Raw genomic sequence first — 19,031 nt, 5'->3', positions numbered from 1 at the left:
CGGCGCCAGCGCGGTGTTGTCGGTGAAACAGGCCTTGGCCTGCTCCAGGGTCCAGCCCTTCCAGTGCAGGCCGGTGTCGGCCACCAGCCGGCAGGCGCGCCACATCTCCATCGACAACATGCCGAACCGCTCATAGGCGTCGCGGTAGATCCCCATCTCGCCCGCCAGTCGTTCGGAATAGAGCCCCCAGCCTTCGGTGAAGGCGGTGACCCCGGCGTTGCGGCGGAAGGCCGGCACGCCCACCAGCTCCTGGCCCAGCGCGATCTGCAGGTGATGGCCGGGCACGGATTCATGCGCCGCCAGGGCCGGCAGTTCGTAGAGCGGCCGCTGGTCCAGGTGGCTGGTGTTGACCATGAAGCCGCCGGCCAGCCCCTGCTTCGGGGCGCCCTCGAAATAGCGGGCCGAGGTGTAGCCGTCCTCGATCTCGGCCGGCACCGGCCGCACGCCGAAGGTCAGCCGCGGCAGGGTGGCGAAGTACTGGGGCAGCAGGTCGTCGATGCGCTTGTCGATCAGCGCGGCCTTCTCCAGCAGCGCCTCGCGTGAGGTGGCGTAGAATCGCGGGTCCTTGCGCAGCATGGCGATGAAGCCGGTGAGGTCGCCCGTCCAGCCGGCCTGCACCATGACGACCTCCATCTGGGCGCGGATCCGTTTCACCTCGGACTGCCCCAGGTCGTGGATCTGGTCAGGGGTCATGGTCGTGGTGGTGTGGTCGGCGACCAGCCAGCGGTAATAGGCCTCGCCGTTCGGCAGGGTCCGGGCCGCCAGCGCCTTGCGGCTGGCCTGCAGGTAGTCCTTCTCCAGGAAGGTGGCGAAGTCGCGCTGGGCCGGGCGATCCTGGTCGCGGATCACCGCGACCGCCGTGGCGCGCAGCTCGGCCAGCCTGGCCGGCGACAGCCTGGCGCCCTCGAATGGGGCCAGCAGGGGATCGCTCTCCACCGGCGCGGCGGCCGCTGCCTTCGCCCGAGCCAGGACCAAGAGGCTGGTCGAGCGCGGCTGGGTGAAGCCGGACTTCACGCCGCGCCGGGCGTTGTCGATGTTCTGGGCGTAGTAGCGCGGCAGGGCCTTCAGGCGGCTGAGCCATGCCTGGGCGTCGGCCTCGCTGTCGAGGCGGGTGGTCGAGGCGACGTAGCCGAGGTCCTGGTCGAAGCCCGAGTCGCTGTTGAACGGCATCCGGGCCTCGTCGAAGCCCAGGCTCTTCAGCCGGCGATCCAGCGTCCAGGCCAGGAAATCGCGGTTCAGCCGCGCCTCGGTCGTGAGCCCTACCGGGTCGATGGCGTCCAGCCGTTGCTTGAACTCGTCGAAGAAACTGCGGCGCAGGGTGTCGGCGCCGACCGACACGTCGGGCAGCTTGGCCAGCGCCTTGCGGTCGCCCTCGCGCCCGGCGGCGATCGGGTCCTGGCCCAGGGCATAGGCCTCGTAGTCGGCCACCAGGGCGTTCAGCGGCCCGTCGTCCGCCAGGGCCGGCTGGGCGGCGAACAGCAGGGCGAAGACGATCAGCAGGCGGCGCATGGAATTTCCCCGAACACGGCGGCCAAGCTGGCGCCCTCCACCGTTGGCGCCTAGAGGCTGTGAGGACCGAGGAGACCAGGGTCTCTTTGCTTCCCCCCGCAACCGGGGGAATTCCAGTGACGATCAATCCATCACGGTTTCGGGCGCGTCCCCACCGACGTGGAGGCCGTTTCGTCGCGGAAAGCGCACAAAATCAGAGGGTCTTGAGCGTGTCATCGTCCATGCGGGCCGTTGCCCGCTCCGGGCTTGGCATCACGGATCGGCGCGGGCCAAGGTGCGGCCTTGTCTGGAGAGACCGGTCCATGAGCTTCTTGACCCGCCGCAAGCCGATCGAGGCGGAGATGCGGACGGACGGCGGCCTCAAGCGCACCCTGGGCTGGCCGCACCTGATGGCGTTGGGGGTCGGCGCGATCATCGGCACCGGCATCTACACCCTGACCGGCGTCGCCGCCGGGCTGGCGGGGCCGGCGGTGATCCTCAGCTTCGCGGTGGCGGGCGCGGTCTGCGCCGGCGCGGCGCTGTGCTACGCCGAGATGGCCAGCCTGTCGCCGCAGGCCGGCAGCGCCTACGCCTATTCCTATTCCACCCTGGGCGAGGGCATCGCCTGGGTGATCGGCTGGAGCCTGATCCTCGAATACACCTTGGTGTGCAGCGCGGTGTCGGTCGGCTGGTCGGGCTATGCATCGGGCCTGATCCGCCAGGCCGCCTGGGGCGTGCCGGAGATCTTCCTCAACAAGGGTGTGGTCGACCTCCCCGCCATGGTCATTGCGCTCGCCGTCACCGGCATGCTGCTGGTCGGCACGCGGGAGAGCGCGACGGTCAATTTCATCCTGGTCTGCATCAAGCTGGCGGCGCTCGCGGCCTTCGTGGCCTTCACCCTGCCCAGCTTCGACGCCGCCCACTTCCACCCCTTCGCGCCCTTCGGCTACGGTGCCCACGAGCTGGCAGGCGGCGCCACGGGCAAGAAGTTCGGGGTGATGGGGGCCGCGGCGATCATCTTCTTCGCCTTCTACGGCTTCGACGCCATCTCGACGGCGGCCGAGGAGGCCAAGAACCCCAAGCGCGACCTGACCATCGGCATCATCGGCTCCATGGCGTTCTGCACCCTGATCTACATGGTGATCGCGGCCTGCGCCCTGGGGGCCGTGCCGTTCGGCCTGTTTTCCAAGAGCCCCGAGCCGCTGGCCTTCGTGCTGAAGCAGCTGGGTAAACCTGGGGCCGCGGCGATCATCGCCGGGGCGGCGGTGGTGGCCATGCCGACGGTGATCATGGTGTTCATGTTCGGCCAGAGCCGGGTGTTCTTCGCCATGGCGCGCGACGGATTGCTGCCGCGGGCCCTGGCCGGGGTGAACCGGCGCGGCGTGCCGGCGGCGGTGACCATCCTGACCGGGGTGGTCGCGGCGGTGTTCGCCGGGCTGGCGCCGCTGGACGAGATCGCCTCGCTGGCCAACGCCGGGACCCTGGCGGCGTTCATCGCCACCGCCTTTGCCGTGATGGTGCTGCGCCGCCGCGCGCCCGACCTGGCGCGGCCGTTCCGCACCCCGGCCGTCTGGCTGATCGCGCCCGGCGCCGTGCTGGGCTGCCTCTACCTGTTCACCAGCCTGCAGACCAAGACCATGCTGTTCTTCCTGGGCTGGAACGCCGTGGGCGTGGTCGTCTACCTGCTTTATGGCCGGGTGAAGAGCCGGATGGCGGAGGCCGTGTAAGTCCATGCGCCCTCATGCCGACGCCCCGCCTTCGGTCCCGGCCCCGCCTTCGGTCCCCGACGACCGCGCCCGCGTGGCCGCGCGGCTGACCGCGGACTATCTGCTGCGGACCCTGCGGATCGTGATCGGCATGGCCAACGGCGAGGTGGTGACCGGACTGGTGGCGATGGCGATCTCCCAGGCCAACGTCAGCCACCTGGGCCAGAGCGAAGCCACGGCCGGCGAATATCTGGGCCTCGGCGCGATCCCGCCCGACGAGGTCCGGCGTCCGGTCAGCGTGCTGTCGCTCTCCCAGAGCCTGGGCCTGCCCTACGAGACGACCCGCCGGCACGTGGAGCGGCTGGTGAAGGCGGGCTACTGCGTGCGGGTCAAGAACGGCGTCATCGTCCCGTCCGACGCCCTGGACACCGAGCAGAACCGTCAGTTGCTGATCGACAACCTCGCCAACCTCCGCCGTCTGGTCCGCGGCCTGCGCAACGTCGGTGTGGATCTCGGCTAAGGCGAGGCGCCGAGCCGAACAATGGTCCCCGATCTGGGTAGAATTGCCGTCCGCGCCCCTGCCCATGGTCCACAACTTCCGCGACAAGTCGCTCGACGTCGCGGCGAGGTCGGGGAATGCGGAGCTGGGCGCTCATCGTGACGCTGGCCTCGTTGGCGGGCTTGCTCGGGGCCGTGATCGTCTGGATGGCGAAGGTCGACGGCGGGGCCGATGCGCACGCCCGGCCACCCTCTGCGCCGCACATCCAGCGGGCGCAGACGTCGCACGTTCTCTGACGCCGGCGGCCGCCATGCAGCCGGGTCGGGAGCCCGGGACCGGTCGCGATTCGCGCCTGTAGCCTTACGCAGCGGCGCCCGGTTCATGCTGCTGCCTGCAAGCGCGCCTGAGACGCCCGGCAGCCACGGAGAGGCACCATGGAAGGCAACACCGCCACCCTGCAGAAGCCCAAGTACCTGGGCCTGCTCAACACCATCTCGAACGCCGAGAGCGCGGCCGGGGTCTATCTGGAGGCCTGGGCCGACGTGACGCCCAATGCGGATCTGGCCTGCACATTGCGCCTGGTCGCCGCGCGCGAGCGCAGCCACGGCGACGTGTTCTGCCGCCGCATCGCCGAGCTGGGCTTCAGCCTGCGCAGGAGGGTCGACCCGCGCGGCGCCGAGACCCTGGCCAAGCTGGCCGACCCGCGGATCAGCGATCTGGACAAGATCGGCGACCGGCAGCAGGGCGATGGCGACGGCGACTTCTTCGGCGACATCCGCCGCAAGATCGCCGAGGGCGAGTTCGATCCGATGACCGCGAACCTGCTCACCTGGTACATCGCCGAGGAGATCGACTCGGGCCGCCGGCTTCGGGAAGTCTACGACTGCGTGCGCGATATGGCCGGGGCGAAGAAGAAGGCCTCGTCGGGCGGCCCCAGCGCGGACGCCGAGGCGATGATGGCCTGCATGACCGCCGGCTTCGCGCGCATGGAGAAGTCGCTGGAGAAGCTGGTCAAGGCGTCGAAGTAGGCGCCCACAGCCCTTCCCTTGCGGTGTCATCCCGGTTTTCGCCACAGGCGAAAGACCGGGACCCACGATCGTCAACGGCGCCGATGGTCGTTCGGCCGCGCCGCTGCAAACCTTGCTCCATCGTTGATACTCGTGGTCCCGGTCTTCGGCTGCGCCGAAACCGGGATGACACGCGTTGTTATTGGGCTTTGAGTTCGGCGACGATGTCTTTGAGCGCCGCGCGCCAGGGCCGGGGCGTGACGCCGAACACCTGACGCAGCTTGCCCAGGTCCATGGTGGCGCGCAGCGGCCGCTGCGCCGGGGTGACATAGTCGGCCGTCGTGGTCGCCCCGACGTCGGGCGCCTGGTCGCCCAGCGCCTCGGCGAAGATCGCCTGGGCGAAGCCGCGCCAGCTGACCTCGCCGGCATTGGCGAAGTGGACCGTGCCGAAGGCCGGGTCGCCCACCTTGGCCGCCGCGAGCCGGCCCGCCTGGGAGAGGATGAAGCCGGCGAGGTCCGCCGCCGAGGTGGGCCGACCCACCTGATCGTCGACCACCTTCAGCGGGTTCCCCGCGGCGGCGACCCTGAGCATGGTCTTCACGAAGTTCTTGCCGTGGGCCGAGACCACCCAGGACGTACGGATGTTCAGCGACCGGGGGCAGGCCGCGGTCACCGCCCGCTCGCCCTCCAGCTTGGTGGCGCCATAGACGTTCAGCGGATGGGTCGCCGCATCCTCGGCGTAGGGCGCGCCGCCCGCGCCGTCGAACACGTAGTCCGTCGAGATGTTGAGCAGCGCCGTCCCCGTCGCCGCGCAGGCCTCCGCGATCGCCCCCGGCGCCAGGGTGTTGACGGTCCGGGCTAGGTCGCGCTCGGTCTCGGCCAGGTCCACGGCGGTGTAGGCCGCGGCGATCACCACCAGGTCGGGGCGGGCATCGGCGACCTTCAGCGCGGCGGCGGCGGGGTCGGCCAGGTCGACGTCGGCGCGGCTGAGCGCGGTCAGCACCACGTCGTGGTCCGGCGCCTGGCGCAGGAGCTCGACAGCCAGCTGGCCGGTGGTTCCAAACTGCAGGATCTTCAGGGTCATCCGCCCCCTTTAGCGCGAAACTTCCGGGCCTCAACCGGGGCCGTGATGTTCGGCCGCGCTTGAACCGGATGCGCCGCCGCCCGTAGAAGCAATGCGGGACAGCGAGTCATCGGCCGGGCGTCCCGGTCGATCGGCTGCGGGAGGATGGCGTGGAAGCTCGGACGGGAGGCGCACGCGGACCGGCTGGCGGCCCCCCCGGGTTCGGCGGCCGCAAGATGCCGGACCTGACCACGGGTCCGATCGGCAAGACCCTGATCCTGTTCGCCCTGCCGGTGCTGGGCTCCAACGTCCTGCAGTCGCTGAACGGCTCGGCCAACGCCATCTGGGTCAGTCATGTGCTGGGCGAGGCGGCGCTGACCGCCACCTCCAATGCCAACCAGATCATGTTCCTGATGCTGGGAGCGGTGTTCGGCCTGTCGATGGCGTCGAACATTATGATCGGCCAGGCGATGGGGGCCCGCGACCCGGCCCTGGCCAAGCGGGTGATCGGCACCTCGACCGCCTTCTTCATCGTCGTCTCGCTGACCGTCGGCGCGCTGGGCGCGGCCCTGACGCCGAGCATCCTCACCGCCATGGGCACCCCGCTGGACGCCAAGCGCGACGCCATCGCCTATCTGCGGGTGATCTTCTCGGCCATGCCGTTCATGTACTTCTTCTCGTACGTGATGATGGCCCAGCGCGGCACCGGCGACAGCCGGACGCCGTTCTACTTCTCCCTGCTGGCGGTCGGCATGGACGTGGTGCTGAACCCACTGCTGATCATGGGGATCGGGCCGTTCCCGAAGATGGGCATCGCCGGGTCGGCGACCTCCACCCTGGTCTCCCAGACGATCACCCTGCTGGCCATGGTGATCCACCTCTACCGCAAGAAGTCGATCCTGGTGCTGCGGCCCCATGAGCTTCGCCTGCTGATCCCCGACTTCACCATCGTCCGCTCGCTGGTGATGAAGGGCCTGCCGATGGGCTTCCAGATGATGGTCGTCAGCCTGGCGGCGGTGACCATGATGAGCCTGGTCAACAAGTACGGCGTCCACACCTCGGCAGCCTACGGCGCGGCGGCGCAGCTGTGGACCTATGTGCAGATGCCGGCCATGGCGCTGGGGGCCGCGGTCTCGTCGATGGCCGCCCAGAACGTCGGCGCGGGCCGGATGGACCGGGTCGAGCGGATCGCCCGCAGCGGCGTGCTCTACGCCCTGCTGTTCACCGGCTTGCCGGTGCTGCTGATCGAGCTGGCCGATCCCTGGGTGCTGCGCGCCTTCCTGCCGGCCACCAGCCCGTCGCTGGCCATCGCCGTGCACATCAATTCGATCGTGCTGTGGGGCTTCATCGCCTTCGGGATGGCCTTCATCTTCTCCGGCATCGTGCGGGCCACGGGGGCGGTCTGGCCGCCCCTGCTGGCGATGATCGTCGCGCTCTGGGCGGTGCGGATCCCGTTCGCCAACCTGATGGAGCCGTACCTGGGCGAGGACGCGGTCTGGTACGCCTTCCCGGTCGGCAGCGTCACCACCCTGGTGCTGGCGGCCAGCTACTACGCCTGGGGCGGCTGGCGGAAATCGCGGATGCTGCCCACCACCATGCCCGCAACCGACGAGGCCGACACCGGCTTCGGCCAGCCGATGATGGAGGGCGCCGAAGCCATGGCCGAAGCCGCCTCGGTCGCCGAGCCGGAGACGGTGAAGGCCCGCTGAGGGGGCGCTGACGTCGCGCCGCCCTACCCACGGCTCTCCATCAGCGCCGCATAGACCAGGGTCCGCAGCTCGCGGCGGATCGGATAGCTCGACGACGGCAGCAGCTGGGTCATGAACACCGCGGTCACGTCCTCCAGCGGGTCGCACCAGAACGCCGTCGAGGCCGCCCCGCCCCAATAGAACTCGCCGTTCGAGCAGGGGATCAGGGTCTGCGGGGCGTCGAACACCACCGCCACGCCCAGGCCGAAGCCGACGCCGGCGTTGGTGCTCTCGGAGAACAGCGAGCGAGAGAGCGCCGTCAGGTCCTGGCCACCGGGCAGGTGGTTGGAGGCCATCAGCTTCACGGTCTTGGGCGCCAGGATCCGCGCGCCGTCCAGCTCGCCGCCGTTGGTCAGCATGCTGGCGAAGCGCAGGTAGTCGGCCGCCGTGCCCACCAGCCCGCCGCCGCCGGACAGCAGTTTCGGCGGGGCAAGGTAGGGGCTGGTGGTGGGATCGTCCTGCAGCTTCATCTTGCCGCCGGGCAGGGCGTTGTAGCAGGCGGCGAAGCGGCTCCGCTGGTCCTCGCGGACATGGAAGCCGGTGTCGACCATCTTCAGCGGGTCGAAGATCCGCGCCTGCAGCGCCTGGTCCAATGGCTTGCCGCAGAGCTTCTGCACCAGGTAGCCGACCACGTCGGTGGAGACCGAATAGTTCCAGGCCTCGCCCGGCGAGAACTCCAGCGGCAGCCTGGCCAGTTGCCGGATCATTCCTTCCAGGTCCTCGTCCCCGTGATGATCGGCCAGCTTCAGCTTGCGGTAGGCGGCGTCGACGTTCGTGCGATTCTGGAAGCCGTAGGTCAGCCCGGAGGTGTGGCGCAGCAGGTCGACCACCTGCATCGGCCGGGCCGGCGGCGTGGTCAGGTAGGGCCCGACCCCGGCCGAGAAAACCGCCAGGCCCGCCCACTCCGGGATGTGCTTGGCCACCGGATCGTCCAAGGCGATCAGGCCCTCCTCGACCAGGGTCATCAAGGCGACGCAGGCCACCGGCTTGGTCATGGAATAGAGGCGGTAGACGCTGTCCTCCGCCAGGGCGGTCCCGCGCTCGGGGTCCTGCTGGCCCAGCACCGACTGGTGGACCACCTCGCCGCCGCGGGCGAGCAGGAACTGGGCGCAGGGCATGCGGCCGGGTCCGACGTACTTGTCCGCCAGGAACCGGTCGATCCGCTGCAGGCGATCCTTCGAGAAGCCGTGCTGCTTGGCCTTGCCCATGGTGCTCTCCTGACGCGGACGGCGGCCATTTGCCCTTGCCTGCCGCGCGGTCGCAAGTTCGACGGTTCAAGGCTGATTCCCCGGAGGGCCCATGACGCTCGATCATCCACTGGACCGCCCGGTGTGGGGCGCGCTCACGACCCGCCAGTCGGGTCTGGCGGTGGGCGACGCGCACGCGGTCCGCATCGACCGGACCTATGGCCTGTTCGCCGCCGCCGCCGATCCGTCGCCGGCGAACCTCGTGGCGCTGGCCGCGATCGTGCTGGGTGAGGGCCAGCTCGGCATGGTCGAGGCCGCCGACTGGCCGGCGATCCCCGGCGTCGTCAACCAGCCGCCGATCGGCGTGACCCAGATGGTCGCGGGCGCCCTGATGACCGTCCGCCCCGACGGCTTCGAGATCGTCGACCTGACGGAGGCCAACGCGGCCGAGATGTTCGCGCTGGCGCGGCTGACCCAGCCCGGCCCCTTCTTCCAGCGCACCCATCGGCTGGGCGACTTTGTCGGCGTCAAGATCGGGGGTCGGCTCGCCGCCATGGCGGGGGAGCGGCTGAAGCTGCCGGGGTTCACCGAGGTCAGCGCCGTCTGCACCCACCCCGACCACCGCGGCCATGGCTACGCGGCCGCCTTGATGGGGGTGGTCGCAGGCCGCATCGAGGCGCGCGGCGAGACCCCGTTCCTGCACGTCTATCCGCACAACACTGGCGCGATCCGCATCTACGAGCACCTCGGCTACCGCATCCGCGCGCAGATGAAGATGACCGTGCTGAGCCACGCCTGAGCCGGGGATGCTTGCCTTCCGAAAGGTTTTCGACGTCAGCATGGACGAGGCCTTTGAGGGAGCCCGCCATGCCCACCGTGAGCTCGGAACGCGACGGCCGCATCGCCATCGTCACCCTCGAGCGGCCCGAGCGGCGCAACGCCGTGGACCGCGAGACCGCGCGGGGGCTCTACGACGCCTTCAAGGCCTTCGACGCCGACGAGAGCCTGGATGTGGCGGTGCTGACCGGGCGTGGGGGGTTCTTCTGCGCCGGCGCCGACCTGAAGGCGATCTCGACCGGCGGCGGCAACCGCATCGAGGCGACCGGCGACTTCGGACCCATGGGCTGCACGCGCCTGCGGCTCGGCAAGCCGGTGATCGCCGCCATCGAGGGGCCGGCGGTGGCGGGCGGCCTGGAGGTGGCCTGCTGGGCCGACCTGCGGGTGGCGGCGGAGGGTTCGACCTTCGGGGTATTCTGCCGGCGGTTCGGGGTGCCGCTGATCGACCTGGGCACCGTGCGCCTGCCGCGGTTGATCGGGGCCAGCCGGGCCATGGACCTGATCCTCACCGGCCGGGCGGTGGCGGCGCAGGAGGCCTTCGAGATCGGCCTGGCCAACCGGCTGGTCCCGAAGGGCGAGGCGCTGGCGGCCGCCCTGGAACTGGCCCGCCAGATCGGCGCCTTCCCGCAACTCTGCCTGCGCAACGACCGGCTCTCGGCCCTTGAGCAGTGGTCGCTCGACTGGGACCAGGCCCAGGCCGCCGAGGTGCGGTTCGGCATGGAGACCCTGCGGACGGGCTCGGCCGTCGAAGGCGCCACGCGGTTCGCCGGCGGCGAGGGACGCGGCGGCGCGTTCTAGCGGCGCGTCGAAAACCAGCGTTTGATATCGGTCCCGGCGACGTCTAGCATACCCAGAATACGAAAAAGTCGCTGGGAGGCGCGCAGGCCATGGCTTGGGATTTCGAGACCGATCCGGCGTTCCAGAAGAAGCTCGACTGGATCGAAGACTTCATGCGCGACGAGGTGGAGCCGCTCTCCCACCTGGGCATGGCGGTGTTCTCCATCCTGGGCCGCGAGAAGTTCATCAAGCCACTGCAGCAGAAGGTGCGCGCGCAGGGCCTGTGGGCCTGCCACCTGGGCCCGGAGCTGGGCGGCCAGGGCTTCGGCCAGCTGAAGCTGGCGCTGATGAACGAGAAGCTGGGTCGCAACGGCCTGGCCCCCTCGGTGTTCGGCTGCCAGGCGCCCGACAGTGGCAACGCCGAGATCATCGCCCACTACGGCACGGACAGGCAGAAGGCGCAGTACCTCTGGCCGTTGCTGAACGGCGAGATCCGCTCGGCCTTCTCGATGAGCGAGCCCACCGGCGGGTCCGACCCGCTGACCTTCACCACCCGCGCCGTGCTGGACGGCAAGGACTGGGTGATCAACGGCGAGAAGTGGTTCTCCACCAACGCGCGCTATTCCCAGGTCCTGGTGCTCTATGCGGTCACCGACCCGGACGCCAAGGACCCCTACCGGCGCACCTCGATCTTCCTGGTGCCGACCGACACCCCGGGGGTGGAGATCCTCCGCAATGTCGGCGTCGGCGCGGGCGGGGAGATCGGCGGCGGGACGGAAGGCTATGTCCGCTATACCGACGTCCGCCTGCCCTACGACGCCCTGCTGGGCGACCGCGGCGCGGCCTTCGTCATCGCCCAGGTGCGGCTGGGCGGCGGCCGGGTGCACCACGCCATGCGCACGGTCGGCGCCTGCCGCCACGCGCTCGACCTGATGTGCCAGCGGGCGGTGTCGCGCAGCACCCGCGACGGCCGGCTGGCGGATCTGCAGCTGGTGCAGGCCGACCTCGCCGACAGCTGGATCGCCCTGCAGAGCTTCCGCCTGATGGTGCTGCACACCGCCTGGCTGATCGACAAGCACCAGGACTACCAGAGGGTCCGCAAGGACATCGCCGCCATCAAGGTGATGACGCCCAAGGTCTATCACGACATCGCCACCAAGGCGGCGCACCTGCACGGCGCGCTGGGGGTCTCCAACGAGATGCCGTTCATGCGGATGGTGACGTCGGCCTTGGTGATGGGCATCGCCGACGGGCCGACCGAGGTGCACAAGGTCACCCTGGCGAAGCAGATCCTCAAGGACTACACGCCCGACAACGACCTGTTCCCCAGCTACCACATCCCCAAGCTGCAGGATGAGGCCCGGGCGCGGTTCAAGACCGAGTTGGGCGAGTTGAAGGACGCCTACGCGGCGCAGCGGGCGACGGAGAAGGCCTGACGCCTCAAGGCGGCACCGGCCAGGCCGAACCCCAGGATCATCAAGCTCCAGACCGCCGGCTCGGGCACGGGCCGGATGCTGAAACCTTTGGCGGTGATCGTCGCCATGTCGACGTAGGTGTCGCTGCCGATATTGACCAGCGGATCGCCGTCGAGCTTATCGCCATCCAGGGTGAAGAACCACGACACTACGCTTAGCCCGACGCCACCTTTTCCAATGGCGAGGTTGTTGATGGTGAACTGGTTTCCGTTTTTCACCGTGCCGCCCATGAGATCGATCTGGTTCTGCTTCGCCGATGGCGGCGGGTAGCTGACACCCGGCTTGAAGTTGCTGCTCGTGATCTTCAGTTTGTCGGCCGGACCGCTGAACAGAATGTGGAAGTCGTTCGCATCCATGCCCGTGGCGTTTCTGATCACAACCGCGGCCTGGGCCCCAGCGGCCGACAGGCACACGGCGAGCATCAACGCGACGTTCGGCAGCAATTTCCTGAGTCTCATGGCCACCCTCCTCGATCCTACCGGCAGAATAATGAAAACGAAGTTCAGCGACCAATGATATAATAGTGTTGACCTCGGCGCTATTGGCCCGGTCTTCAAACGACCGTTAGGATGACGCCTCAGAATTTTCCGTCTCCGAGGTGCGTCAGTGTCCGAAGCCGCCAAGCCCTGGCCGGTGATATCGATCGCCGAGGCGCATGCCCGGCTGACCGGTCCGGGCGCGCCGTTCGAGATCGAGGCGCTGGTGATCCGGGGCATTCCCACCCGGACCTGGAAGAACGCGCCGCCGACCCTTCGCGACGTGTTCGTCAACGGCCTGCGGTTCCGCGAGCGGGAGTTCCTGATCTACGACGACGAGCGGGCCACCTTCGACAGCTTCGCCCGGGCGACCCTGACACTCGCCCACCGCCTGCAAGCGGATGGGGTCAGGAAAGGCGACCGGGTCGCGGTGATCATGCGCAACCTGCCGGAATGGCCGGTGTGCTTCTGGGCCGGGGTGCTGGCGGGCGCGATCGTCACGCCGCTGAACGCCTGGTGGACCGGGGCGGAACTGGAGTACGGCCTGGCCGATTCCGGGACCAAGATCGCCTTCGTCGACGAGGAGCGGCTGGACCGGGTCGCCGTCTTTCTAGACACGCTGCCGGACCTGCAGAAGGTCTACGGCGCCCGCCTGGCTACGCCGCCGGTCGGCAAGGTCGAGCGCCTTGAGGACGTGATCGGGACGGTGAACAGCTGGCCGGACCTGCCGGACCTGGCGATGCCGGACGTGCCGCTGGGACCGGAGGACGACGCCACCATCCTCTACACCTCCGGCACCACGGGTAAGCCCAAGGGCGCGCTGGGCACCCACCGCAACATGACCTCGAACATCGGAGCCGGCGGCATCTCGGCGGCGCGGAACTTCCTGCGGGCCGGCGATCCGCTGCCGGAGATGGACCCCACCAAGACGCCCCAGCGGGTGACCCTGCTGGTGGTGCCGATGTTCCATGCCACCGGCCTGTCGGCGACGCTGGGCCCGGCGCTGAATTCCGGCGGCAAGATCGTGCTGATGCGCCGCTGGGACGCCGAGCCGGCGATGCGCCTGATCGAGCGCGAGAAGGTGAGCTCCACCGGCGGCGTGCCGACCATCGCCTGGCAGCTGATCGAGCATCCGGCGCGGTCGAAGTACGACCTGTCCTCGCTGGTGTCGGTGGCCTACGGCGGCGCCCCCTCGGCCCCGGAGCTGGTGCGCAGGATCCCCGAGGTGTTCCCCGGCTCGGCCCCCGGCAACGGCTGGGGCATGACCGAGACCACCGCCACCTTCACCTCGCACCTGGGTCGCGACTACACCAACCGCCCCCACAGCGCCGGCCCCGCCGCCCCGGTGGGCGAGATGCAGATCCGCGACCCGGCCGACGGCGTGACCCTGCTGCCCGAGGGCGCGGTGGGCGAGCTGTGGTGCAAGGGCCCGCAGGTGGTGAAGGGCTACTGGAACAAGCCCCAGGCCACGGCGGAAACATTCGTCGACGGCTGGCTGCGCACCGGCGACCTGGCGCGGATCGACGACGAGGGCTTCCTGTTCATCGTCGACCGGGCCAAGGACATGCTGATCCGCGGCGGCGAGAACATCTACTGCGTCGAGGTCGAGAACGCCCTCTACGACCATCCCGACGTGATGGACGCGGCCCTGGTCGGCATCCCGCACAAGACCCTGGGCGAGGAGCCCGGCGCGGTGGTCCACCTGCGGCCCGGCGGCACGGCGACCGAGGCGCAGCTGCGCCAGTTCGTGCGCGAGCGGCTGGCGGGTTTCAAGGTCCCGGTGAAGGTGGTGTTCTGGCCCGAGACCCTGCCGCGCAACGCCAACGGCAAGATCGTCAAGACCGAGCTGAAGACGGTCTTCGTGAAGCAAGGGGCCTGATCTCTCGCCATTTACTCTGAGGCGTCATCCCGCGGCTCGTCCGCGGGACCCATCCGTCCGCTTGCGCGATGGTTGGCATGGGTCCCGCGGACAAGCCGCGGGATGACGGCGGCAGGGTAAGGCGGAGCAAGCCCATTGCGGTCAGGGCGGGATCGGCTAGACGTCGAGCCCATGAGCCGAAAACCCCTCATCCTCGGTATCGGCGGGACCATCCGCGCGGGGTCCTCCACCGAGAAGGCCCTGGTCTGCGCGCTCAGCCGCGCCGAGGCGCTGGGCGCGCAGACGCGGCTGCTCGGCGGGGAGTTCCTGGGCTCGCTGCCGATCTTCGATCCCCGACCGTCCGAGGCCTCTGCGGCGCAACTCGAACTGGCCGAGGCGGTCCGCGCGGCCGACGGGCTGATCGTGGCCAGCCCCGGCTATCACGGCTCGATCTCCGGGGTGATCAAGAACGCCCTCGACACCCTGGAGCTGACCGGCAAGGACGCCCAGCCCTACCTCACGGCCAAGCCGGTCGGCACGATCATCACCGCGTCGGGCGCCCAGGCGGGCGGCACCACCTTGATGGCGCTGCGGTCGATCATACATGCCCTGAGGGGCTGGCCGACGCCGTTCGGCGCAGCCCTGAACGCGGCCAGCGACCTCTTCGACGGGGCCGGCGCCTGCCGCGACGACAAGGACGCCTGGCAGCTCGACACCGTCGCCGAGCAGGTCATGGAGTTCGCCAACATGAGGATTGCTCGATGAAGCGCCCGTATCTGGTCCCGCCCGGCGGAACGCCCGACGTCACCGGCGCAATCTCGCCGATCGAGGAGATCATCGAGGACGCCCGTAACGGCCGGCCCTACATCCTGGTGGACGCCGAGGACCGGGAGAACGAGGGCGACGTGATCATCCCGGCCCAGTTCGCCACGCCGGAACAGATCAACTTCATGGCCAAGCATGCGCGCGGCCTGATCTGCCTGAGCATCACCGGCGAGCGGGCCCGGCAGCTGCGCCTGCCGCCGATGGCCAGCGACAACCAGTCGGGCCACGGCACCGCCTTCACGGTGTCGGTCGAGGCGCGCGAAGGGGTGACCACCGGCATCTCGGCCCACGACCGGGCCCACACCATCGCCGTCGCGGTCGACCCGACCAAGGGCGTCGACGACATCGTCTCGCCGGGCCATGTGTTCCCGCTGGTGGCCCGCGACGGCGGCGTGCTGGTCCGCGCCGGCCACACCGAGGCCGCGGTGGATATCAGCCGCATGGCCGGGCTCAACCCGGCCGGCGTGATCTGCGAGATCATGAAGGATGATGGGTCCATGGCGCGCCTGCCGGACCTAGTGGCTTTCGCCCAGCTGCATGGCCTGAAGATCGGCACCATCGCCGACCTGATCGCCTATCGCCGCCGCACCGAGCGGCAGGTGGAGCGGGTGCTGGAGACGCCGTTCGACTCAGCTTTCGGCGGCCGCTTCCGGATGGTCATCTACCGCAACTCCCTCGACCAGACCGAGCATGTGGTGCTGACACGGGGCCGGATCGAACCGGACAAGCCGACGCTGGTGCGCATGCACCGGGTGGATATGGCCGCCGACATGCTGGGCGCCGTCGAGGCGCGGCAGGACTATGTGCCCAAGGCGCTGCAGGCGCTGGCGGCCTATGACGGGGCGTCGGTGGCGGTGTTCATCCGCGACTCCAACCCGCACTGGCTCAGCGAACGCTACGGCCAGCCGCAGGCCGACCATGCCGGCAATATCCTGCGCGACTACGGCATCGGGGCGCAGATCCTGCTGGACCTGGGGGTCCGCGACATGCAGCTGCTGACCTCGTCGCAGACCGTCCTGCCGGGGTCGGCGGGGTATGGGCTGCGGATCGTGGGCCGGGTTCCGTTCGGCTGATCCAGGCTCAATTAGACCTTCGAAATTTCAATGCTATAGCTAACCAACACCGTTAGTCCCGGCGAAGGCCGGGAGCCAGATCCGATAGCTGGGACGCGGGTTGGATGGGCTCGGCGATATTGCAGCCCACATCTGAGCCATGCCATCTGGGTCCCGGCCTTCGCCGGGATGAGCGGTATTGAGGGCGGCCCGGCGCCCCTCCCGCAGGCGCGACTAGGCGTTCGACGCAAAGGGCGCCAACCTTCGACGCACCCGGACGGGCCAAAGGGCCGTACATTGATCAGTGCGCGTAAACGCCACATCGGCCCGCCTTGCGGGAAATCATCTGTTCCCTTAACGATTTGAAGGGGATGGGTGTTCGTAGAGTGCCATGATGCCCCTCGACCCAAGCCCGCGCTCCACCGACGATGCAGCGCCCGACCTGCGGGGCCATGCGGAGGCGACCACCGTCATCGATAACGGTGTCGGCCTCGCCTACCTGAACGCCGACGAACGCTCGGGCGGCAGCATCAACGGCAAGGAAAGCTTCACCATCGACCGGGCGGGCCTGCAGCTCACCGGGTTCAATGCCGACACCATGGCGCCGGACGCCGGCTGGGGCGGGATCGCCGGCCAGCCGTTCACCGTCACCTACGGCTTCCGCGCCACCGAGCCCAGCCGGATGCCCAGCGACACCGCCGGCTTCCAGCAGTTCAACAGCGCCCAGATCGCCCAGGCCGAGCAGGCCCTGGTGGCCTGGTCCGACGTCGCCAACATCCGTTTCGTGCGGGTGGGCAGCGGAACCGACGGCGACGCCGCCTACACCGACGACGCCACCATCCTGTACGGCAACTATTCCACCGGCGAGAGCGGCTCGGCCGCCTTCGCCAACTATCCCGGCAGCACGGCGTCGTTCAGCTCGGCCGGCGACGTCTGGGTCAATATCACCGCCGGCAGCAACGCCTTCCCGGCCCCCGGCAACTACGGCGCGCAGGTGCTGATCCACGAGACTGGCCACGCCATCGGCCTGGCCCATCCGGGCGACTACAACGCCTCGGCCACCGGCACGATCACCTATGCCGACAACGCCGAGTACTATGAGGATTCCCGCCAGTACACGGTGATGAGCTACTTCCCGGAGACCAACACCGGGGCCAGCTACGGCGGCAAATACGCCGCCACGCCGCAGCTCGATGACATCCGCGCCGCCCAGTACGAATACGGCCCCAACATGAGCACGCGGACCGACGACACCGTCTACGGCTTCAACTCCAACACCGGCCGCGACTGGTACTCGATCGCCAACAGCTCGCAGAAGGCGATCTTCGCCGTGTGGGACGCCGGCGGCCACGACACCCTGGACTTCTCGGGCTACTCGCAGAACGCCCTGATCGACCTGCGCGAGGGCAACTTCTCCAATGTCGGCGGCCTGACCGGCAACGTGGCCATCGCCGAGGGCGCCAAGATCGAGAACGCCATCGGCGGTTTTGGCTCCGACAGCCTGTACGGCAACGCGCTGGACAATGTGCTGACCGGCAACACGGGAAACGACACCGTCTTCGCCGGAGCCGGCAACGACACCATCGATGGCGGCTCGGGCACGAGCTACCTGCGCGGCGAGGACGGCAACGATTCCATCATCGGCGGCGCGGCGTTCGACGACATCCAGGGTAACGCCGGCAATGACACCGAGTCAGGCGGCGCCGGCGACGACTATGTGGTTGGCGGCAAGGACAGCGACAGCCTGTCCGGCGACGCCGGCGCGGACCTGGTCTACGGCAACCTGGGCAATGACACCTGCGACGGCGGCGACGGGAACGACATCGTGCGCGGCGGCCAGGGCGACGATTCGGTGTCGGGGGGGGCCGGCGACGATTTCATCTCCGGCGACCTCGGGAACGACACCATGATGGGCGGCGCGGGCGCCGACCGTTTCCACAGCTTCACCGGCTCGGGCATCGACCGCGTCCTGGACTTCAATGTCGCCGAGGGCGACCGGGTCCAGCTGGACCCCGGCAACACCTTCACCGTGGCCCAGGTGGGCGCCGACACGGTGGTGACCCTCGGCCCCGGCGACCAGGTGATCCTGGTGGGGGTGCAGATGAGCACCCTGCCGAACGACTGGATCTTCGGGTTCTAACAAGATCGTTTTCAGGCCCGCCGATCCGGCCTATACGAAGACCCTCACCGCCCGGCCGAAAGGCCGGGCGCCTTCGTTTCCAGAGTTTGCCCGAGACCGCCATGACCAACATCCTGATGCCCAAGGCGACCGCCGTCTGGCTGGTGGACAATACCTCGCTCACCTTCGACCAGATCGCTGACTTCTGCGAGCTGCATCCCCTCGAGGTGAAGGGCATCGCCGACGGCGAAGTGGCGCGTGACATCCGCGGCGCCGACCCGATCGCCAACGGCCAGCTGAACCGCGAGGAGCTGGACGCCGCCGAGAAGAGCGCCAGCTACCGGATGAAGGCCCAGAAGAGCCGCCACGCCGAGCTGCTGAAGCCGATCAAGAAGGGCCCGCGCTATACCCCGGTGTCGCGCCGCCAGGACCGGCCGGACGCCATCGCCTGGTTCCTGCGCAACCACCCGGAGGTCGCCGACAGCCAGCTGGCCCGCCTGCTGGGCACCACCAAGGCCACCATCGACCAGGTCCGCAACCGCACCCACTGGAACTCGGCCGCCATCAAGCCGGTAGACCCGGTGACGCTGGGCCTCGCGACCCAGCTGGAGCTGGACGCGGTGGTCCGCAAGGCCGCCGACAAGAAGGCCAAGGATGACGCCCGCCGCGGCATCGCCGAGCCGGAAGGCGCCACCCTGCGCCCGGCGTCTGAGACCGGCGCCGCCGAAGCGGCCGCGCCGGAGCTTGAGGACGAACTGGAAGGCGACGAGGACTAGAATCATCCCTCCTCTTCAGGGGAGGGTGGACGAGGCGAAGCCTCGGACGGGTGGGGAAATCAGGATCGAGCTCCGCGCTCGAACGTGAGACCCCCACCCCGCTCGCCTCCGGCGAGTCGACCCTCCCCTGAAGAGGAG

At 69.1% G+C, this 19,031-nt stretch carries 16 protein-coding genes; 12 read left to right on the top strand and 4 right to left on the bottom strand.

Annotated elements, in window-relative coordinates; all coding sequences use genetic code 11:
• The coding region (locus Q0R13_RS13315; RefSeq protein WP_293904666.1) for a DUF885 family protein at window positions 1-1,509 on the bottom strand (1,509 nt) is incomplete at its 3' end.
• A gap of 302 nt (window positions 1,510-1,811) precedes the next feature.
• On the opposite strand from Q0R13_RS13315, the gene Q0R13_RS13310 reads away from it, so the two are divergent.
• From Q0R13_RS13310 to Q0R13_RS13300, 3 genes are all read left to right on the top strand, one after another.
• On the top strand, window positions 1,812-3,215 hold the full coding sequence (locus Q0R13_RS13310; protein WP_293904663.1) for an amino acid permease: 1,404 nt from the start codon (window positions 1,812-1,814) through the stop codon (window positions 3,213-3,215).
• 4 nt (window positions 3,216-3,219) lie between these two features.
• Window positions 3,220-3,714, top strand: a complete 495-nt coding sequence (locus tag Q0R13_RS13305) for a hypothetical protein (protein WP_293904661.1) — start codon at window positions 3,220-3,222, stop codon at window positions 3,712-3,714.
• A 413-nt stretch (window positions 3,715-4,127) separates the two neighbouring features.
• On the top strand, window positions 4,128-4,721 hold the full coding sequence (locus Q0R13_RS13300) for a hypothetical protein (RefSeq protein WP_293904659.1): 594 nt from the start codon (window positions 4,128-4,130) through the stop codon (window positions 4,719-4,721).
• 178 nt (window positions 4,722-4,899) lie between these two features.
• Here Q0R13_RS13300 and rfbD read toward each other — a convergent pair whose 3' ends face one another.
• Window positions 4,900-5,784 carry a dTDP-4-dehydrorhamnose reductase gene (gene rfbD / locus Q0R13_RS13295; RefSeq protein WP_293904657.1) on the bottom strand — a complete coding sequence of 295 codons (885 nt, stop codon included), beginning with the start codon at window positions 5,782-5,784 and terminating at the stop codon, window positions 4,900-4,902.
• A 215-nt stretch (window positions 5,785-5,999) separates the two neighbouring features.
• Between rfbD and Q0R13_RS13290 the strand changes: the two genes are divergently transcribed.
• Window positions 6,000-7,472, top strand: coding sequence for an MATE family efflux transporter (locus Q0R13_RS13290; protein ID WP_293904655.1), 1,473 nt, complete (start codon window positions 6,000-6,002; stop codon window positions 7,470-7,472).
• A 23-nt stretch (window positions 7,473-7,495) separates the two neighbouring features.
• Here the strand turns inward: Q0R13_RS13290 and Q0R13_RS13285 are convergent, their stop codons facing one another.
• On the bottom strand, window positions 7,496-8,719 hold the full coding sequence (locus Q0R13_RS13285) for a serine hydrolase domain-containing protein (RefSeq protein WP_293904653.1): 1,224 nt from the start codon (window positions 8,717-8,719) through the stop codon (window positions 7,496-7,498).
• A gap of 91 nt (window positions 8,720-8,810) precedes the next feature.
• On the opposite strand from Q0R13_RS13285, the gene Q0R13_RS13280 reads away from it, so the two are divergent.
• From Q0R13_RS13280 to Q0R13_RS13270, 3 genes are all read left to right on the top strand, one after another.
• Window positions 8,811-9,497, top strand: coding sequence for a GNAT family N-acetyltransferase (locus Q0R13_RS13280; protein WP_293904651.1), 687 nt, complete (start codon window positions 8,811-8,813; stop codon window positions 9,495-9,497).
• Window positions 9,498-9,565: 68 nt separating this feature from the next.
• Complete coding sequence (locus tag Q0R13_RS13275; protein WP_293904649.1) at window positions 9,566-10,333, top strand: crotonase/enoyl-CoA hydratase family protein; 768 nt, start codon at window positions 9,566-9,568, stop codon at window positions 10,331-10,333.
• 89 nt (window positions 10,334-10,422) lie between these two features.
• Window positions 10,423-11,748 carry an acyl-CoA dehydrogenase family protein gene (locus Q0R13_RS13270; protein WP_293904647.1) on the top strand — a complete coding sequence of 442 codons (1,326 nt, stop codon included), beginning with the start codon at window positions 10,423-10,425 and terminating at the stop codon, window positions 11,746-11,748.
• Here the strand turns inward: Q0R13_RS13270 and Q0R13_RS13265 are convergent.
• Window positions 11,715-12,245, bottom strand: a complete 531-nt coding sequence (locus Q0R13_RS13265) for a PEPxxWA-CTERM sorting domain-containing protein (protein ID WP_293904645.1) — start codon at window positions 12,243-12,245, stop codon at window positions 11,715-11,717. The genes Q0R13_RS13270 and Q0R13_RS13265 overlap by 34 nt on opposite strands.
• A 148-nt stretch (window positions 12,246-12,393) precedes the next feature.
• Here Q0R13_RS13265 and Q0R13_RS13260 point away from each other — a divergent pair, with 148 nt between their 5' ends.
• The 5 genes from Q0R13_RS13260 to Q0R13_RS13240 all read left to right on the top strand — a co-directional run bounded on the left by Q0R13_RS13260 (window position 12,394) and on the right by Q0R13_RS13240 (window position 18,893).
• Window positions 12,394-14,142, top strand: a complete 1,749-nt coding sequence (locus Q0R13_RS13260; protein ID WP_293904643.1) for a class I adenylate-forming enzyme family protein — start codon at window positions 12,394-12,396, stop codon at window positions 14,140-14,142.
• A gap of 171 nt (window positions 14,143-14,313) precedes the next feature.
• The gene (locus Q0R13_RS13255; RefSeq protein WP_293904641.1) at window positions 14,314-14,886 is read left to right on the top strand and encodes an NAD(P)H-dependent oxidoreductase; all 573 of its coding nucleotides are present in this window, start codon (window positions 14,314-14,316) and stop codon (window positions 14,884-14,886) included.
• Window positions 14,883-16,019 (top strand): 3,4-dihydroxy-2-butanone-4-phosphate synthase, encoded by a 1,137-nt coding sequence (gene ribB, locus Q0R13_RS13250; protein ID WP_293904639.1) that lies wholly within the window; start codon window positions 14,883-14,885, stop codon window positions 16,017-16,019. Before Q0R13_RS13255 ends, ribB begins: the two co-directional genes overlap by 4 nt.
• A 370-nt stretch (window positions 16,020-16,389) precedes the next feature.
• Window positions 16,390-18,138: a M10 family metallopeptidase C-terminal domain-containing protein gene (locus Q0R13_RS13245; RefSeq protein ID WP_293904637.1), complete on the top strand. Its 1,749-nt coding sequence runs from the start codon at window positions 16,390-16,392 to the stop codon at window positions 18,136-18,138.
• A gap of 101 nt (window positions 18,139-18,239) precedes the next feature.
• Window positions 18,240-18,893, top strand: coding sequence for a cell cycle transcriptional regulator TrcR (locus Q0R13_RS13240; RefSeq protein WP_293904635.1), 654 nt, complete (start codon window positions 18,240-18,242; stop codon window positions 18,891-18,893).
• Window positions 18,894-19,031: the final 138 nt, after the last annotated feature.

The sequence above is a fragment of the Phenylobacterium sp. genome, from assembly GCF_025351295.1.
In the GTDB taxonomy this organism is placed as follows: Bacteria; Pseudomonadota; Alphaproteobacteria; order Caulobacterales; family Caulobacteraceae; genus Phenylobacterium.
This window is presented reverse-complemented; position numbering and strand designations above follow the sequence as displayed.

Excerpts from the sequence above, each read along its gene's own strand:
- ribB (WP_293904639.1), top strand. The coding sequence starts at position 14,883 with ATGAAGCGCCCGTATCTGGTCCCGCCCGGCGGAACGCCCGACGTCACC.
- Q0R13_RS13285 (WP_293904653.1), bottom strand. The coding sequence starts at position 8,719 with ATGGGCAAGGCCAAGCAGCACGGCTTCTCGAAGGATCGCCTGCAGCGG.
- Q0R13_RS13240 (WP_293904635.1), top strand. The coding sequence starts at position 18,240 with ATGACCAACATCCTGATGCCCAAGGCGACCGCCGTCTGGCTGGTGGAC.
- Q0R13_RS13300 (WP_293904659.1), top strand. The coding sequence starts at position 4,128 with ATGGAAGGCAACACCGCCACCCTGCAGAAGCCCAAGTACCTGGGCCTG.
- Q0R13_RS13310 (WP_293904663.1), top strand. The coding sequence starts at position 1,812 with ATGAGCTTCTTGACCCGCCGCAAGCCGATCGAGGCGGAGATGCGGACG.
- Q0R13_RS13275 (WP_293904649.1), top strand. The coding sequence starts at position 9,566 with ATGCCCACCGTGAGCTCGGAACGCGACGGCCGCATCGCCATCGTCACC.
- Q0R13_RS13265 (WP_293904645.1), bottom strand. The coding sequence starts at position 12,245 with ATGAGACTCAGGAAATTGCTGCCGAACGTCGCGTTGATGCTCGCCGTG.
- Q0R13_RS13305 (WP_293904661.1), top strand. The coding sequence starts at position 3,220 with ATGCGCCCTCATGCCGACGCCCCGCCTTCGGTCCCGGCCCCGCCTTCG.
- rfbD (WP_293904657.1), bottom strand. The coding sequence starts at position 5,784 with ATGACCCTGAAGATCCTGCAGTTTGGAACCACCGGCCAGCTGGCTGTC.
- Q0R13_RS13290 (WP_293904655.1), top strand. The coding sequence starts at position 6,000 with ATGCCGGACCTGACCACGGGTCCGATCGGCAAGACCCTGATCCTGTTC.
- Q0R13_RS13280 (WP_293904651.1), top strand. The coding sequence starts at position 8,811 with ATGACGCTCGATCATCCACTGGACCGCCCGGTGTGGGGCGCGCTCACG.
- Q0R13_RS13270 (WP_293904647.1), top strand. The coding sequence starts at position 10,423 with ATGGCTTGGGATTTCGAGACCGATCCGGCGTTCCAGAAGAAGCTCGAC.
- Q0R13_RS13255 (WP_293904641.1), top strand. The coding sequence starts at position 14,314 with ATGAGCCGAAAACCCCTCATCCTCGGTATCGGCGGGACCATCCGCGCG.
- Q0R13_RS13245 (WP_293904637.1), top strand. The coding sequence starts at position 16,390 with ATGATGCCCCTCGACCCAAGCCCGCGCTCCACCGACGATGCAGCGCCC.